This window comes from Ureibacillus thermosphaericus, assembly GCF_002370195.2.
Taxonomy (GTDB): domain Bacteria; phylum Bacillota; class Bacilli; order Bacillales_A; family Planococcaceae; genus Ureibacillus; species Ureibacillus thermosphaericus.
The window spans coordinates 2,101,746-2,117,319 of sequence record NZ_AP018335.1 but is presented as its reverse complement, the minus strand read 5'-3'; the positions used below and the strand labels follow the sequence as shown (position 1 = coordinate 2,117,319).

The following is a 15,574-nucleotide window of genomic DNA, read 5'->3' as shown; positions in this document are numbered from 1 at the left end:
ATTTTTAAAACCGACTAGTCGGTTTGTTTTTGACCTATGGTTATTCTATTAATTGATTTAATTGTTTAGCTTCAACCAATCCTTGCTCTGTGACAATTGAGCGGAGGATTAAATCTTTGAAAATGGCTGTAATTTCTTCCATAGTCATTGGTCCATCTTGCTTAAACCATTTGTAAGTCCAATTGATCATGCCGATTATCGCCATTGTTACAATATTGGCTGGCAATTCATTTCGAAAATCTCCACTTTCTTGGCCTTCAACAATCACCTTTTCAAGCAACTTTCGATAGCGATCTCGTTTTTCATTGATAACTTGTTTAAATTCATGATTTAGATAAGCGCTTTCTTCGTAAAAAACTGTAATGTACGGTTTATACATGTCAAAAACTTTAATGAATGAATTCAGTATGGCGGATAATCTAGAAATCGGCGTTTTATTCTCCGTGTAGGAAAGTTCCGCTTTTTCTATCACATAGGAAATAAATACATCATGGATTTCATATAGCAACTCATCTTTTGACTTATAATTGTGATAAAATCCGCCTTTCGATGTTCCCGCTTCTAAGACGATTTTATCTACCGTGACTCCGTGATAACCATGTTCCTGAAATAAGTGCAATGAAGTTTCTAAAATTCGTTCTTTAACTGATTTTTTCATTTTTTTCCGCCTTTCGGTTTCACGTTTGAACCAAGCGCTAATAGAAATATATTTATTTTCTTAGAATTTCATGACATAAAACATATAAATTTCAACAAAAAATTTTTTACCACTCTATAAGATTTGGTGAAATGCTATATTCAGCTTCTGTTTTGCTCTTTAATTCTTCCAAGGAAATGTCCTTTGATTTTTCTATTAAAACCATTCCTTCTTCCGTGAAATCAAATACAGCTAATTCCGTAATTAAACGGTCCACTACACCTTGACCTGTAAGCGGCAAAGTACATTCTTTTCGTACTTTTGGCTCTCCTTTTTTGGACAAGTGCTCCATGATTACAACGACGCGTTTCGCCCCTTGCACTAAATCCATCGCACCGCCCATTCCTTTTACCATTTTTCCTGGAATCATCCAGTTAGCCAAATCACCCTTTTCAGACACTTCCATTCCACCTAAAATCGCTAAATCAATATGTCCACCGCGAATCATGGCAAAGGATTCAGCACTATCAAAAAATGCTGCGCCTTTTACAGCAGTTACCGTTTCTTTACCTGCATTTATTAAATCCGGATCCACTTCATCCTCTGTCGGATATGGACCAATACCAAGTAAACCATTTTCAGATTGTAATAAAACTTGATAATCGCTTGGAATTTCATTGGCGACAAGCGTCGGCATACCGATACCAAGATTAACATTCATGCCATCTTTTATTTCTTTCACAGCGCGTTTCACAATTTTCTCTCTAGTTGTGAGAGTCATCTTAATAAACCTCCTCTTTTTTTCGCGTTGTCTTTCTTTCAATCCGTTTTTCGTAGTGGTCGCCAACTAAAATACGTTGAACGTAGACGCTAGGCGTATGAATTTGATCAGGATCTAATTCCCCTACTTCAACCAGTTCTTCTACCTCTGCAATCGTAATTTTTCCAGCCATTGCAGCTAAAGGATTAAAGTTTCTTGCTGTTTTCCGGTAAACTAAGTTTCCTAATTTATCGCCTTTCCATGCTTTTACAAATGCAAAATCACCCACGATTGCTCTTTCTTCGATATACGTTTTTCCATCAAATACTTTTGTTGGCTTTCCTTCTGCAATAGGTGTCCCAACTCCTGTTGCTGTATAGAATGCTGGAATACCGGCACCTCCAGCACGAATTCTTTCTGCTAGTGTACCTTGAGGTGTTAATTCAACTTCAATTTCCCCATTTAAAAATTGTTGTTCAAAGGTTTTATTTTCCCCTACATAGGAAGCGATGATTTTAGAGATTTGCTTATTAGCAAGCAGCAATCCAAGTCCCCAATCATCTACTCCACAGTTATTGCTGACAACCGTTAAATTTTTTGTTCCCTTTCTTAAAATGGCTTCTATCGCTTTTTCAGGGATGCCACATAATCCAAATCCACCAACGATAATGGTATCCCCATCTTTCAAGTCTTGGATGGCTTCATCAAAAGATGTAAAAACTTTTGACATGTTGTGAGTCCTCCTTTATCTTTTTAGCAACTAAATATATCTATATTTTAAAAATATGTGTAATAGAATAGTTTTATACTAAATTTTTATTAGAAAAATAAATTATTATATTAATATTCTGAAAAACGTTTCCATTCCAAAACTAATGATGATGTATGATGAAATAGTGAAAATCATACCATCACCGTCATGGATGAATCAAATTCCTTAATACCCTAAAGAAGAAAATTAAAACACGAAGGAGAAAATTTTGAAAAAATTAAGATTGTTTTCAATTGTTTTTATTATATTTCTTTCAATCATTTTGTTCAATAAATTTCTTATCCACTCTTTTCAATCGACAATATCACTCCAAAAGGAGCAATAGAAAAATGGGAAAAATTGAAGTTGTAGGTGTTTCTATTTGGTATATTACTACACCTGAAAATGAGGGAATGAAATAAGCAGATGAAAACATTATGTTCAAAAGTTAGGAATTCAAGGAAAAGGATGGAGCTGGTCTTTTTTGAAAAGGATGGAGAACGTTTCATTGCTATTAACTCAAATGTGGAGGAAAGAGTATGTACTTGTTAAAGTACATCGTAAAACGAAAAGTATATTAGAAAACTAACAGATACTATTATTAAATATTATTCAGAAGTAGATTTTTTGAAGTTCCATTTTTTGATAATTGACAATTTCACAATTACAAAAAGAGCGCCAAATTCTTAGACGCTCCTTTAATCATTTTTTTCATAAACTAAATATTGAAACGTATATCCTTCATCGGCTTTAAAAACTTCACTTGATGAAACGATTTTCCATTCTTCACCGTATGCCGGAAAGTATGTATCACCTTTAAATTCATGATTAATAAGTGTAATATACAATCGATCTGCAATCGGCAATGCAATTTTAAAGATTTGTTCTCCGCCGATAACCATGATCTCCTGAGCATCACCCGCAAGTTTCAATGCTTCATCGAAACTTGAAACCACTTCAATCCCTTCATGAGTATATTCTTTGTTTCTAGTTATCACAATATTTCTTCTCCCAGGCAAAGGCCGTCCAATAGATTCAAATGTTTTTCTCCCCATAATAATTGGTTTTCCCATTGTTTTTTCTTTAAAATATTTTAAGTCCCCAGGTAAATGCCAAGGCATTTGATTTTTATATCCAATTACTCGATTATTGTCATGTGCTACAATTAGTGAAATCATGTTCTCTCTCCTATTTTAAATTTCATTTTATTTTTACCTTGATTCCATGATTTTCAGTAAAATTTCTTCATACATACTAGTCATTTCTTTTGTAGCATTTATCAAATCAAATACATTATTACTCTTAAACTGCTACAGGCGCTTTGATGGTTGGATGTGGGTCATACCCTTCAATCGACAAGTCATCCAACTCGATATCAAATACCGATTTTTTCTCAGGATTAATTTTTAGCGTCGGGAGGGCTTTCGGTTCTCTAGAAAGCTGTTCCTTCACTTGTTCTATATGATTTAAATAAATATGTGTATCGCCAAAGCTATGAATAAACTCTCCTACTTCAAGTCCGCATTCATGAGCGATTAAATGCGTCAACAATGCATAAGAAGCAATATTAAACGGCACACCTAAAAACACGTCTGCACTACGTTGATATAGTTGACATGATAATTTCCCTTCTGCCACATAAAATTGGAATAACGTATGGCAAGGTGGCAGCGCCATTTCATCCACTTCAGCTGGATTCCATGCAGAGACAATTAATCGGCGGGAATTTGGATTTCGCTTAATTTGCTCAATCACATTTTTTAATTGGTCAATCGTTTCACCGTTGTCATTAGGCCAACTTCTCCATTGTTTTCCATATACCGGACCTAATTCACCATATTTTTTTGCAAATTCATCATCCGTTAGTACTTTTACATGGAAGATTTTCATTTGCTCATCTAACACTTTCGCAAACTCTTCATCCTTTGCTGCACGTAATCCGAAGTCGGTCATATCCGGTCCATTATACTCATTTGATTCAACCCACTTTTTAAACGCCCATTCATCCCAAATGTGGTTATTATGCTCGAGTAAATAGCGAATATTTGTATCTCCTTTAATAAACCATAACAATTCGCTAGCAATCAGTTTAAAAGGTACGCGCTTCGTAGTTAATAATGGAAAACCTTTGCTTAAATCAAAGCGCATTTGATAACCAAAAATGCTGATTGTTCCTGTCCCTGTTCGATCTTCTTTCTTCACTCCCGTATCTAAGATATGTTGCAATAAATCTAAATACGCATACTCAGGATGGCGCATATCAATACACTCCCATCTATGTAAATTCTAGTTCGTAATCATTTTTCCAAACTTACAGCAATTTATGAAATAATATTGCGTCATCGAAAAAAGAACTTTTCTTATCATATCATAAAAGAAAAAAGATTGGTTTCAAAATGAAAAATGAATGGATTTGTAAAATGTTGCATATAATTACTTTCTAAACATATCTTCAATCGGAGGGATTATAATGGATGCAGATTTTTTAATTGGTATCGGACTTATTTTATATACAATATACTTAACAACCCTTTGCTTTACAAATTAACAATAAAAAAAACGAAAAGCTGATTCAATGAACTCGAATCAGCTTCTCCATTTGTCTTTTACCAAATGTCCTCATTGGAACTATTTCATTTTATCATTCCCATAATTGATAACAATATTTTTGCATCGTTATTCAAATTTTTTAGTGTATTTTCCCTTAATAATAATTGTTCTTTTTCTCTTAAAAATATCTTTAATCCGCTAATATCGAATCGACTTGCATAAGTATTAATGACAGTAATGGCATGTAATTCATCTTTTGTTAACGTTTGTTCCACCGATTCAAATTTCTGCTGAACAAATAAAAGAATTTCCCGAGCATTACTGTTAAGCAAATGTCTATTCTCATAAACAGTATCAAAGTTTTCCTCTATGTATCTACGAGCTGTACCATAATCTAATGCATCAACAGCGCCATTTATCCTAATAATCAAGTTACTCAACAACACTACTAAAGACCTCCTTGACATAATAACATATCGGTATAATAGTAGTATTGTTTAGCCTATTTTTTAAGAAATTGGATATAAAATGAAAAAAAGATATATTTGACAATATATCCCCAATTTTTGAAAATAAAAAAATACCACCCATTTTTAGGTGGTATTGGATATTAAGAAAGCCATTTAGGTGGAGTATTTTTAGAATAGTAAATATCCCCAATCGTATGATGGGATGCAAAGTGATCCTCGTGAGTATGATAATGGAAGTTGTAATAATATCCTTCTTGAGGACGCTTTTCCGTACGAACATGGAATCGAAGTAAGTCTTTTCCGCTTATACCATCCGTAATATGAAATATTTTTTCAGAATAATTTCCGCCCGGTTTTTCAGAAATTGTTAAATAACGTTTTGATTCATCATCCAAATTTGATAAGGTAGTAGAAATAATTCTTTCTATATTTGGGAAAATCTGTTGTTCGAATTCATCTTCAATCACCGGCGTAATTTTTGAACCAAATTTTATGTATGATTGTTCACGTGCAAGATGAATAATTGAATCAATTGGATCAATTGATTCAATCGACTCGTTACTTTCTTCTATATAAGATTCTTCAATACTTTCATTTGCTTCTTCAACATTTTTATAATCGGAACTTGGCGTTCGATTAGAGTCTTGTCCATTTTCTAATACATCCCAAATGGAATGATCAGGCGTAATGAACCCTAATGTTAATAAGGCAACGGTAAATACGAGTGCTTTTTGCCACCACTTTTTCAAGGACCTCACCAGCTTTCTATACAAATCTACTATCATTATTTACGATTTTCTATGAAAAAGGTTTCCTAATTTAAGTTTTCATAGTAAAATTACTAGGGAATCGACCATTGTTTTCTATTAAGGAGGGATAAGGAATGGCCTCAATTACTATTGCCATTGGTCTTGTTCTTTATTTAGGATACTTAACTTCATTCTGCTTTTCTAAATAAGTCATGAAAAAAGCTGCGTCTCGTGGCTTTTTTTGTTTATCGGAGGAGCACTGCTATGAATCTTTGAGAGTAGCAGTGCAGTTACACTTAAATTCTCAGCAACTCTGCGATATTCTCAACTAGTTCCAACACAAGTTGTTTTGCATCTTTCATTGATTCTTCTATCGAACTCGGTCCTTTACATATTGAGAAAGCCGCGGATAATCCTAATTCTCTTATTTCATTTCTCGATAATTCAATATTGCCGCAAACCGCCACAACCGGGATATGATGCTGATTGGCAAGTTCACAAATTCCTTTGATTACTTTTCCATTAAGGGTTTGATGATCTAGTTTCCCCTCCCCTGTTATAACGAAATCCACCGTAGGAAGCAACTGATCTAATTGTAAATATTCTATTAATATGTCAATGCCTTGTCTAATTTGCGTTTTAAAAAGTGCCAAAAAGGATGCAGTAATTCCCCCAGCAGCACCAACGCCTTCGCGACTTACAATCTCCTTACGAAATTCTTTTTCTAATACGTTTCCATAATGTTCAAGGATTCCATCAATTTCGTTTAAACGCTCTTTGGCAATGCCTTTTTGCGGTCCGAATACGAAAGTCGCCCCCTGCTCTCCACAAAGAGGATTATTTACATCCGTCGCCAAAATAAATTCACATTCAAATAGCCTCGGATCAACCTTTTGTAAATCAAGTGAAGCAATTTTTTGGATATCCGTTAATGATTCAATTTCTACAGGTTTATTGTGAACATCTCTGAACGACACGCCCAATTCCAAAAGCATCCCAACACCCGCATCATTCGTAGCACTACCGCCAAGGCCGATAATAAAGGTACGACAGCCTTTATCTAAACCATATAAAATAAAATTTCCTACCCCGTAGCTAAATGATTGATAGGGATTTCGTTCATCTTCCGATACAAGTGTTAACCCTGTACTTTTTGCCATCTCGATAAACGCCGTTCGTTTTTGTAAGTCAAACGCCATTTTTCCTTGAATCGTTCTCCCCAACGGATCTTTGACGTTTACCAACTCCACTTGGAATGGATGCACAGAACAGATGCTTTCTAAAAAACCTTCTCCTCCATCAGAAATCGGAACTTCGATTACTTCTGCATCCATGACCTTGTTCATCCCATGGCGAATTGTTTGGCACAATTCAATTGATGAAAGAGAGCCTTTAAAGGAATCCGGTGCAACTAAAACTCTCATATTTTCAAACCTTTCGTCACAGGCGTAATCGGTTCTTTACCCGATAACACATTGGCAATATTGTTCGCAGCGAGTTCCGCCATTTTTGTTCTCGTTTCATATGTAGCACTGCCAATATGAGGAAGCAAGATGACATTATCTAATGCCAATAACCCTTCCACAATTTTCGGTTCATGTTCGTACACATCGAGTGCCGCCCCAGCGATTTTTCCTTCTTTTAAATGTTCATATAACGCTTGTTCATCAATTAATGACCCACGGGATGTATTAATTAAATAAGCATCTTTTTTCATGAGATGTAATTCTTCTCGCCCAATCAAATGATAAGATTCTTCATTTAATGGTGCATGGATTGTGATATAATCGCACTCTTTTAACAACGTTTCCAAATCGACATATCGTGCATTGTATTCTTGTTCCTTTTCTTTCGGCAACGGATTTCGATTATAATAGTAAACCTTCATATTGAATCCTTTTGCTCTTTGACATACAGCTGACCCAATTCTCCCCATCCCTATGATGCCTAATTTCTTTCCATATACCATATTGCCGATAAATAAATGCGGAAGCCAGCCGGTAAACTTCCCTTCTCGAACGAAATGATCGGCTTCAACAATTCTTCTTGCTATTCCAAGAATCAGTGCCCATGTAAGGTCTGCCGTTGCATCATTTAGAACATCTGGCGTGTTTGTTACGACGATGCCACGTTTTTCCGCAGAAGCAATATCGATATTGTTATAGCCAACACCGCAATTGCCGATAACTTTTAACTTTGATGCTTGTTGTAAAATGTCATCTGTAATGAAATTGTTGACCATCGAAAGCACGGCATCTTGATCTTTTATTTTTTCGAGTAACGCTGGCCCATTCAACGTTTCTTCCTTTTCCCAAACTTCCACTTCACCCACAGATTTTAATATGTTTAATGCTGAATCACTAATTTTACTCGTCACAAAAATCTTAAACATTTCTACCACTCCTCTTCTACATACATACATATTCTCGGTTTTTTTTAATAATCCTTCTGTCGAAACTTTTTCGAAAAGGAACTCGTATAAAGTAGGAAACCGCTACAAATAATGCATGGTTAAAACGAATAGGAGAATGAATATTGGAAACAAAGGAGCAATTATTGGCCTATTTACAAGAGATTGAAGCATGGGAAAAGAAACAAAAAGATTTATTTTTTTGGGAAAAAATCGGTAGAATCCCCTTTAAAATTTTAGATAAATTGACACCAAAATGGATTCAAAAAAAAGTTGCTGAATTAGTGGATGAATTAGGAAGCTACATTCAAACAGGCGGAAAATATTTAGTCAGTGAACAAGCTATCATTAAAAGAATCAATCAACATTCCTCTGTTAAAAATATCCACTCGATAGAAGAGATTCGAAATTTGCCGATTGAAGAGATGAAAAAGATTTCCGAGCAGCTTTCGAAAAACCGCGCAGCAATTGCAACGGTGCAAGGAGCTTCAACGGGAGTAGGCGGATTATTTACTCTTGTCGTCGATATTCCTGTGATATTGGGAATTTCCTTGAAAACCCTTCAGGAAATTGCCATAATTTATGGATATGATCCAAATGATAAAATAGAACGCATATTTATCGTGAAATGTTTGCAATTTGCAAATGCAGATATTGTTGGAAAGGAAGCCATCTTAAAAGAATTGTCGGAAATGGATAAACAATCCTCTACGGATGTAATCCAGCAATTAAAAGGATGGCAAGAAGTGTTTTATACGTTCCGTGATCAATTTGGTTGGAAAAAATTCTTCCAAGCGATACCAATTGCCGGCATACTATTCGGAGCTTTCGCCAATAAAGGTATGATTGAAAACATCGCAGAAACTGGCAACATGCTTTATCGGAAAAGAAGAGTGAAGGAAAGATTAAAAGAATTGTCTGTTGGAGAGTTTCGATGAATTTTTTCATAACGCACCGATTTGGATCTAGCGAAAATAAAAGCGCGTTGGCGACATCATGTTTCGATGAATTCTTCATTACGCATCGATTAGGGGGAAATCATGAAGAAAAATATAATATTTACAATAAAAGTTGCTGAATTGTACTATGAACAACTACAAAAGGAAATTCAATCCAGTGGGTTAACAGTAGAAGAATGGTTTAAGCAAAAAATAGAACAATTACAAAAAGACACTCGATCACAATAATGGGCGAGTGTCTTTTTATATGGAAAATGAATGAAAATACGCTTAGTAAATGTGTAAAAGTAGATTGGAAACATCTATTTGGAGCATGGTGAATATTTGATCAATACAAGTTATACTGCTCCATTCGCACGAGAAAGCTTGTTCCTATACGCACGAGTGAGGGCTTCTTCTGCACATGTTGGGATGCTATATATACGAGGGAGTACTTTATCTGCACTAGTTGAGATTCCATACGCACGAGTGAATACTTTATCTACACAAGTTGGTCTCCCATACGCACAAGCGAACACTTTATCTGCACTAGTTAATTTCTCATACGCACGAGTGAATACTTTATCTACACAAGATGAAATCCCATACGCACAAGCGGCTACTTCATCTACACAAGTTAAGATACCATACGCACAAGCGAACACTTTATCTGCACTAGTTAGTATCCCATACGCACGAGTGAATACTTTATCTACACAAGATGAAATATCATTCGCACAAGTGAATACTTTATCTGCACTAGTTAATTTCTCATACGCACGAGTGAATACTTTATCTACACAAGATGAAATCCCATACGCACAAGCGGCTACTTTATCTACACAAGTTGGTCTCCCATTCGCACAAGCGAATACTTTATCTACACAAGTTGATTTCCCATTCGCACAAGCGGCTACTTTATCTACACAAGTTGATTTCCCATTCGCACGAGTAAATACTTTATCTACACAAGTTGGTCTCCCATTCGCACAAGCGAATACTTTATCTACACAAGTTGATTTCCCATTCGCACAAGCGACTACTTTATCTACACAAGTTGATTTCCCATTCGCACAAGCGACTACTTCAATCATAATATTTACTACTCCCCATCCGCACCTAATCGAGTAGGAGGGAGCGATTAACTCCCGTCCTCTCACACCACCGTACGTACGGTTCCGTATACGGCGGTTCAATTAAGATAATTGACGCAAGTTTTCATAACTTCCGTGAATAGCTTGTCTTCTTATGCCAGTGGTCACTCCACCCTCCAAGAGGTCTCCCACGGGATTCACCGCTTCCTTCCTCAAGTGAGGTACTACGTTTTCTGTGTTCATCATGACTCACTGAATGCCAAGGGCTATTCTCTCTTAATTGTTCGGTCCTTCTCAGTTGTTCTAGACCAACTAATACTATGACCTCTGCTGACTTCTGACGGTTCAGCTACTTATCACTAAGTAGGTTATGAAGCGTACTTCACCTATCCGCCAGACCTCCCCGGGTAAGTACATGCACTTTCACACCATCTATCCGCCTCATTTACTCGATATGACCTTCGACAGAAAGAGCTTTGTTTTGTTTGGCAAACTCACTCAATCATACCTAGCCTTATATGAGGTTCGTGTTCCTCGGACCGGTGTTTTGCCTCCAGCTTCCTTCAGATTCCGCGTCACCACGGACACCCTTGCTCTTGGCTAACCTCTACTTCTGTCTTCGGGGTTCGGGACTTACACCCTATAGTTCATGTACATGCCGGGCGCACCACAAAAAAGAGCGAACTTGCCATATTCGCTCTTTTTATACTTTATACACTTGCTGTAATCAGCAATTAATTTTTTCTAATACTCCGTAGTGGAATTTCGATGTCAAGCGCACTTTTCGCTCAAAACCCAAGTCTTCAAAATGAGTTGAACGAAAATGAGCTTTTAACACCACCCGCTTTTTCGCCACACGATACGCTTCCTTCACCCATTCTTCCGTTAATGGATGATGGCTGCCGACTTCTCTTAGTGATTCAAAGTTATTTGATTCTTCAATGGTCTCCTCAAACATCGGATCAAGATATACAACATCAAAGGAACGATCTGGCTGTTTCTTTAAAAATTCAACTGCCTCAGCATGAATAACCTGAATCCGCTCCATCGCTTGTTTTAGCACTGGGTCTGTCGTTTCATATTCTTTTAATCCTCTCCGGACAAGATAAGAAATGATAGGCTCTACTTCCACACCTACCACTTTTCCACTTTCGCCAACAGCAAAAGAAGCAATAATCGCATCTGAACCAATTCCTAATGTACAGTCAAGAAATGAATCGCCCGGTTTCAGCCCACAAGACTCAATAAACGGCTCCGTTTCCCCTCTCTCTAATCGCTTCAAACGAAAAGCGGCCGTATCAGGATGAAAAAAGAAAGGCGTTGAAGAGCCTTTTACATAATACTCGAACCGATTTTTTCCGGCAACAATCACATTGGCTTGATAAAGATTGCCAATTTTCGCAACAGAACGTTTCTTTCGCGGAACATAACGAACATGAAGTTCTTCGCTAATTTGTTTTGCCAACTGAAAAGACTCTTCATCTGGCCTCCCTGCTGTCGTCACAATTACTTTCCGCATGCTTGTTTTAACACGCCCGTAATATGGTCACGGATTTGTTCCACTGAAAAACCTTCAATTTGTTCTCTTGGAATAAAGTATTCCAATTGTCCATCACGTAAAATAGCAATGGATGGGGAGCTTGGCGGAATATCTTCAAAGTATGCACGCATAACCGCTGTTGCTTCGCGGTCTTGTCCAGCAAATACCGTCACTAAGTGATCTGGTTTAATTTCTTTAATTGCTTCTCTTACTGCTGGACGTGCACTTCCAGCCGCACAACCACATACGGAGTTAATCACAACAAGCGATACCCCTTTCGCTGTTGCCATAAATTCATTGACTTCATCTGCTGTTGTTAATTCTTTAAATCCAACGTCCACCAATTCTTGACGCATTGGCTTCACGATGGCTTGCATGTATTCTTCGTAAGCGTTCATCGTTTCGCACCCTTTCATATTTTTTTGCAAAACTTATTATATCAAGGTTTTGCATAGTTTGACAGAAACTTGCTTTTATATTTTTTTAATTATTGAAACCTACCTTTTGAGAGAATAACACACGGAAAGGACAACCAATTGATTTTAATTAAAGGTTGTCCTCTAGATTAGTGGTAGAACATAATTCTTCCTTTTCTAAGTAGCCATTCACTGTAAAAAAATAGATGAACACAGGTGTTTCACCCGTTCACCCACTATTTTTTCATATAAAGTGTATTTATCAAAGCTTCATCGCTCTACTTTTTATTCCTTCTTTGCTGAATCGTAATATATAAACCGAGTAATCGATCAGCTGTCATTTTTTTATTTCGAAGGTCATCTAAGTGATACGATTGAATGAGTCCTTCTTTAACTGCTTGTTCCAGCATTTGTTCAGCTGCTGAATACATCGTCGGTGATTTTGGATCCCACACGCCTGCTTCCCCCTTTTCAATATCTTTTTCATCGATAATGAGCTGCACTTTTAACTTGCTCGTTGTTGGCACAATCACCGTACCTTCTAATTTATAACCCTTTGGCATCGTCCAAGATGGAGTTACTTCAAAATGAGGACGATCGACACTGCCGACCCAATCTCCACCCCAAGTAATGCCCAGTTTTCGAGCAATGGCGCCAACTTTATTCAACGTAGTCACATCGTAAAGATCTTTAGGTGGTGCTACTGCGATATCCCACGCTAAGCGGCTTGTGTGTCTGCTGTTTAAGGTCCATGTGATTATTGGGCCTGGACGACTACGACCTTGCTGATATAAATAATTTTGTCGTTCCTGCGTTCGGTAAGTTTCTGTAATAAAAATATCTCGAATCCCCGCTTTATAGCATTCTTGAAACAGCAACTTGCAAGCAGTTTGTGCTACGGGCAATAGTTGAGACAAATCACGAATCACTGTTGTTACACTCATGTAATTCACCACCCTTCTGACTTATATATATCCAAAACTCTCTAAAAAGTGCCGGCAAGTTTAAAATTTATAGTTTTTTATTGCGATCCATATTACTTATTTATAAATAAAAAATAGAGCTGCTCCTTAGCATATCCATTACAAAGAGCAGCTCTTCTCCTATTTATTTGCAATTGAGTTTATAAGTTTTCATTTTAATTTGATAGACACTTTTTACCCTCTTAATCTTATAAAGTTATGGAAGATTTATATGTATGCCCTACTCAATCTTCATTTTTGCCATAGTATAAATATGTACTAGTTATATTGGAAATGGGGGGATATTAAATGTTCCAACGTCGTAGATCGCCATTCGGTTTCTGCTATCCTGGTTATCGTTACTGCGGACCGGGTTGTTCTGGACCGGATGCACCAACAAATCCCGTCGACTTTTGTTGTTTACAACACGATATTTGTTACGCAATGTACGGACCATGCCGCTATTGTGATGATTTGTTTCAACAATGTTTAGCACCTTATAAACATCCTTACTACGGCAGAATGGCACGGGATGCAAGACTATTCTCTAACGTCATGAAAATTCGTAACTTCTTTTTCTAGTAAGGGCTAAAGGACGTTTTTCATACTGAAAAATTTTAGGAAAGAGCAATATTAAAAAACAGCCTTTTTATAAAAAGTGTCTTTTTTTATGTCTACAATCGCCTCTTTCAATTTAATGAAAAAGCGTACCTTTAATCAGTACGCTAATTATACAAAGTTATTCGCCTGACAAATGCGCTGCGCTGCATTGCCATCTCCAAATACTTGAGGTTGTGCATGATTCAAGCAGTCTAATTTTCTGGATGCCTTTTCCATAATCGAATGAACATTGATTGGACATAAACTATTTCAACCATTTTCTAACGTTTCAATCGTAAGCGCCAAATATCCCATATTGTCTTTCCAATTCAATTTTGATTCGTTTTCTCCCCACAGTACCACGGTGATCGTTAAACACCCCAATAGCTGGATGAACTTTTCTTCATAGGTTGTCCAGCTGGCGGCGCGTGTAAAGATGGGACAGCCTATGGCACGGGCTTGCGCTTCCAAAAATTCAGGTGACAATCGGTGGGAGTAGGAGAAGTGATCCGTTTCATCCAGCATCCCGATCAGTCCAACCGGTTCTCCCGCTTGCATGGCTTTATATAAAAAGCGTACTGTCCTTTCCCCCGCTGAAGGATACGATAAATTTTTTATTCTTTACTTTCGTAATCCAATCATTCACTGCACATACAGCCTTTCTTTCTATTATAAATTTTTCATCATGCCGGGCTTGGTTGGATCATTCAAAATTATTTTTGTTGTTCCATCCCTAGATTCATTAACCATTCACGCAATTGGGCCTTTGGATAATACACTTTGCCATTAATCAAAATATGCGGAATGTCAGGATGTTCCTGAATCAATGATTTTGCATCTTCTTTGGAAATCCCCATAAAATAATGCACGTCCCGTTCATTGATCAGTTCGTAATCGTCATCATCCAATGAATCCAGTACATCGGGTCTTTTGAAATTCTTTAAACCTTCCCCAATAAAATATCCAGCTGCCGCAATTCCCAATGCTAAAATGAAATAATTCCAGTCCAACCCTTTTCCTCCTTTGATAACGATGTTAATAACCATATTTTACCACATTCTCCAATGTAAATTCAATGTGTATTTGTATCCAAAGAGGAAAGCAGATTTGATGAAAATATTGTGTGGGATTTTCTTCAAATATTGGCTTGTATTCGCATAAAAGAGGGAATCATTTTCTTCTGCTCAAAAAAAAGGATCTATATGCACCAATTGGGATTCCATCTGCACGAAAAGGGTCTCTATATGCACGAATTTGGATTCTATCCGCACCAAAGGGGTTACCATATGCACGAATTGATACTTTATCCGAACCAAATGTTGTACCATCCGCACCAAAGAGGTTATCAAACGCACGAATTGATACTTTATCCGAACCAAATGCTGTACCATCCGCACCAATTAAGTTTATATACGCACGAATGAAGGGAACTCTATAATTTAAACTGCCTTCCCCTCATCCAAATCCATTGAAAACGAAAAAGGCCACCCGGAAAACTGGCCGTTTCCAGGTAGCCGCGCCATCTTACTCATCTCTTTGATTCTCTTCCACGATTTTCTTTGTCCCATTTTTAAATTCCCTTAAGGTTTCCCCGACTGCCCTACCCAATTGGGGCAATTTACTTGGGCCAAATAACAAGATGGCTATGAATAAAATAATGATGAGTCCCGGTATTCCAATGGAGGGTAGACTCAAAC

Annotated in this window: 21 protein-coding genes; 5 read left to right on the top strand and 16 right to left on the bottom strand. The window is 37.0% G+C overall.

Features of this window, described 5'->3' with window-relative positions; genetic code table 11:
- Positions 1-40: 40 nt before the first annotated feature.
- The 9 genes from UtA1_RS10160 to UtA1_RS10120 form a co-directional block, all read right to left on the bottom strand.
- A complete protein-coding gene (locus tag UtA1_RS10160; RefSeq protein WP_096550922.1) occupies positions 41-658 on the bottom strand; it encodes a TetR/AcrR family transcriptional regulator in 618 nt (205 codons plus the stop codon).
- A gap of 106 nt (positions 659-764) precedes the next feature.
- Positions 765-1,418 carry a CoA transferase subunit B gene (locus tag UtA1_RS10155; RefSeq protein WP_016839337.1) on the bottom strand — a complete coding sequence of 218 codons (654 nt, stop codon included), beginning with the start codon at positions 1,416-1,418 and terminating at the stop codon, positions 765-767.
- 1 nt (position 1,419) lies between these two features.
- Positions 1,420-2,127: a CoA transferase subunit A gene (locus UtA1_RS10150; protein WP_016839336.1), complete on the bottom strand. Its 708-nt coding sequence runs from the start codon at positions 2,125-2,127 to the stop codon at positions 1,420-1,422.
- A gap of 719 nt (positions 2,128-2,846) precedes the next feature.
- A complete protein-coding gene (folA, locus tag UtA1_RS10145; protein WP_096550921.1) occupies positions 2,847-3,326 on the bottom strand; it encodes a type 3 dihydrofolate reductase in 480 nt (159 codons plus the stop codon).
- A gap of 124 nt (positions 3,327-3,450) precedes the next feature.
- A complete protein-coding gene (locus UtA1_RS10140; protein ID WP_096550920.1) occupies positions 3,451-4,407 on the bottom strand; it encodes a thymidylate synthase in 957 nt (318 codons plus the stop codon).
- Between the two features lie 374 nt (positions 4,408-4,781).
- Positions 4,782-5,144 (bottom strand): hypothetical protein, encoded by a 363-nt coding sequence (locus UtA1_RS10135; protein WP_096550919.1) that lies wholly within the window; start codon positions 5,142-5,144, stop codon positions 4,782-4,784.
- A gap of 164 nt (positions 5,145-5,308) precedes the next feature.
- Positions 5,309-5,917, bottom strand: coding sequence for a YpjP family protein (locus tag UtA1_RS10130; protein ID WP_016839114.1), 609 nt, complete (start codon positions 5,915-5,917; stop codon positions 5,309-5,311).
- A 296-nt stretch (positions 5,918-6,213) separates the two neighbouring features.
- Positions 6,214-7,341, bottom strand: a complete 1,128-nt coding sequence (locus UtA1_RS10125) for a glycerate kinase (protein ID WP_096550918.1) — start codon at positions 7,339-7,341, stop codon at positions 6,214-6,216.
- Positions 7,338-8,309, bottom strand: coding sequence for a 2-hydroxyacid dehydrogenase (locus UtA1_RS10120; RefSeq protein ID WP_016839116.1), 972 nt, complete (start codon positions 8,307-8,309; stop codon positions 7,338-7,340). The genes UtA1_RS10125 and UtA1_RS10120 overlap by 4 nt, the downstream gene beginning before the upstream one ends.
- 143 nt (positions 8,310-8,452) lie before the next feature.
- Between UtA1_RS10120 and UtA1_RS10115 the strand changes: the two genes are divergently transcribed.
- From UtA1_RS10115 to UtA1_RS10110, 3 genes are all read left to right on the top strand, one after another.
- Positions 8,453-9,265 carry an EcsC family protein gene (locus UtA1_RS10115; RefSeq protein WP_096550917.1) on the top strand — a complete coding sequence of 271 codons (813 nt, stop codon included), beginning with the start codon at positions 8,453-8,455 and terminating at the stop codon, positions 9,263-9,265.
- 102 nt (positions 9,266-9,367) lie between these two features.
- Entirely contained in the window at positions 9,368-9,514 is a 147-nt protein-coding gene (locus tag UtA1_RS17180; RefSeq protein WP_172597862.1) for a hypothetical protein, read from the top strand.
- A 78-nt stretch (positions 9,515-9,592) separates the two neighbouring features.
- Positions 9,593-10,396 carry a hypothetical protein gene (locus UtA1_RS10110; protein ID WP_145986159.1) on the top strand — a complete coding sequence of 268 codons (804 nt, stop codon included), beginning with the start codon at positions 9,593-9,595 and terminating at the stop codon, positions 10,394-10,396.
- Positions 10,397-10,461: 65 nt separating this feature from the next.
- Here UtA1_RS10110 and UtA1_RS17175 read toward each other — a convergent pair whose 3' ends face one another.
- From UtA1_RS17175 to UtA1_RS10095, 4 genes are all read right to left on the bottom strand, one after another.
- A complete protein-coding gene (locus tag UtA1_RS17175) occupies positions 10,462-10,605 on the bottom strand; it encodes a hypothetical protein (RefSeq protein WP_172597780.1) in 144 nt (47 codons plus the stop codon).
- Between the two features lie 481 nt (positions 10,606-11,086).
- Entirely contained in the window at positions 11,087-11,878 is a 792-nt protein-coding gene (locus UtA1_RS10105) for a class I SAM-dependent methyltransferase (RefSeq protein WP_096550915.1), read from the bottom strand.
- The gene (locus tag UtA1_RS10100; protein WP_096550914.1) at positions 11,866-12,297 is read right to left on the bottom strand and encodes a BrxA/BrxB family bacilliredoxin; all 432 of its coding nucleotides are present in this window, start codon (positions 12,295-12,297) and stop codon (positions 11,866-11,868) included. The genes UtA1_RS10105 and UtA1_RS10100 overlap by 13 nt, the downstream gene beginning before the upstream one ends.
- A gap of 296 nt (positions 12,298-12,593) precedes the next feature.
- Positions 12,594-13,259, bottom strand: coding sequence for a M15 family metallopeptidase (locus UtA1_RS10095; protein ID WP_096550913.1), 666 nt, complete (start codon positions 13,257-13,259; stop codon positions 12,594-12,596).
- A 327-nt stretch (positions 13,260-13,586) separates the two neighbouring features.
- Here UtA1_RS10095 and UtA1_RS10090 point away from each other — a divergent pair, with 327 nt between their 5' ends.
- Entirely contained in the window at positions 13,587-13,859 is a 273-nt protein-coding gene (locus UtA1_RS10090) for a Parvovirus coat protein VP1-like protein (protein ID WP_096550912.1), read from the top strand.
- Positions 13,860-14,147: 288 nt separating this feature from the next.
- Here UtA1_RS10090 and UtA1_RS17920 read toward each other — a convergent pair whose 3' ends face one another.
- Positions 14,148-14,402 carry a hypothetical protein gene (locus tag UtA1_RS17920; RefSeq protein WP_197722719.1) on the bottom strand — a complete coding sequence of 85 codons (255 nt, stop codon included), beginning with the start codon at positions 14,400-14,402 and terminating at the stop codon, positions 14,148-14,150.
- A gap of 188 nt (positions 14,403-14,590) precedes the next feature.
- Positions 14,591-14,887, bottom strand: a complete 297-nt coding sequence (locus UtA1_RS10080) for a DNA-binding protein (RefSeq protein WP_096552486.1) — start codon at positions 14,885-14,887, stop codon at positions 14,591-14,593.
- Positions 14,888-15,000: 113 nt separating this feature from the next.
- On the opposite strand from UtA1_RS10080, the gene UtA1_RS10075 reads away from it, so the two are divergent.
- Positions 15,001-15,315: a hypothetical protein gene (locus UtA1_RS10075; RefSeq protein WP_096550911.1), complete on the top strand. Its 315-nt coding sequence runs from the start codon at positions 15,001-15,003 to the stop codon at positions 15,313-15,315.
- Between the two features lie 86 nt (positions 15,316-15,401).
- On the opposite strand, the gene UtA1_RS10070 is transcribed toward UtA1_RS10075, so the two are convergent.
- Positions 15,402-15,515: a twin-arginine translocase TatA/TatE family subunit gene (locus UtA1_RS10070; RefSeq protein ID WP_269471065.1), complete on the bottom strand. Its 114-nt coding sequence runs from the start codon at positions 15,513-15,515 to the stop codon at positions 15,402-15,404.
- Between the last annotated feature and the right edge of the window lie 59 nt (positions 15,516-15,574).

What these genes read in the sequence shown, in the direction of transcription:
- UtA1_RS10125 (WP_096550918.1), bottom strand. Translation starts at nt 7,341, where the DNA reads ATGAGAGTTTTAGTTGCACCGGATTCCTTTAAAGGCTCTCTTTCATCA.
- UtA1_RS10090 (WP_096550912.1), top strand. Translation starts at nt 13,587, where the DNA reads ATGTTCCAACGTCGTAGATCGCCATTCGGTTTCTGCTATCCTGGTTAT.
- UtA1_RS10100 (WP_096550914.1), bottom strand. Translation starts at nt 12,297, where the DNA reads ATGAACGCTTACGAAGAATACATGCAAGCCATCGTGAAGCCAATGCGT.
- folA (WP_096550921.1), bottom strand. Translation starts at nt 3,326, where the DNA reads ATGATTTCACTAATTGTAGCACATGACAATAATCGAGTAATTGGATAT.
- UtA1_RS10140 (WP_096550920.1), bottom strand. Translation starts at nt 4,407, where the DNA reads ATGCGCCATCCTGAGTATGCGTATTTAGATTTATTGCAACATATCTTA.
- UtA1_RS10095 (WP_096550913.1), bottom strand. Translation starts at nt 13,259, where the DNA reads ATGAGTGTAACAACAGTGATTCGTGATTTGTCTCAACTATTGCCCGTA.
- UtA1_RS10150 (WP_016839336.1), bottom strand. Translation starts at nt 2,127, where the DNA reads ATGTCAAAAGTTTTTACATCTTTTGATGAAGCCATCCAAGACTTGAAA.
- UtA1_RS10120 (WP_016839116.1), bottom strand. Translation starts at nt 8,309, where the DNA reads ATGTTTAAGATTTTTGTGACGAGTAAAATTAGTGATTCAGCATTAAAC.
- UtA1_RS10155 (WP_016839337.1), bottom strand. Translation starts at nt 1,418, where the DNA reads ATGACTCTCACAACTAGAGAGAAAATTGTGAAACGCGCTGTGAAAGAA.
- UtA1_RS10160 (WP_096550922.1), bottom strand. Translation starts at nt 658, where the DNA reads ATGAAAAAATCAGTTAAAGAACGAATTTTAGAAACTTCATTGCACTTA.
- UtA1_RS17180 (WP_172597862.1), top strand. Translation starts at nt 9,368, where the DNA reads ATGAAGAAAAATATAATATTTACAATAAAAGTTGCTGAATTGTACTAT.
- UtA1_RS17175 (WP_172597780.1), bottom strand. Translation starts at nt 10,605, where the DNA reads ATGATGAACACAGAAAACGTAGTACCTCACTTGAGGAAGGAAGCGGTG.
- UtA1_RS17920 (WP_197722719.1), bottom strand. Translation starts at nt 14,402, where the DNA reads ATGCTGGATGAAACGGATCACTTCTCCTACTCCCACCGATTGTCACCT.
- UtA1_RS10105 (WP_096550915.1), bottom strand. Translation starts at nt 11,878, where the DNA reads ATGCGGAAAGTAATTGTGACGACAGCAGGGAGGCCAGATGAAGAGTCT.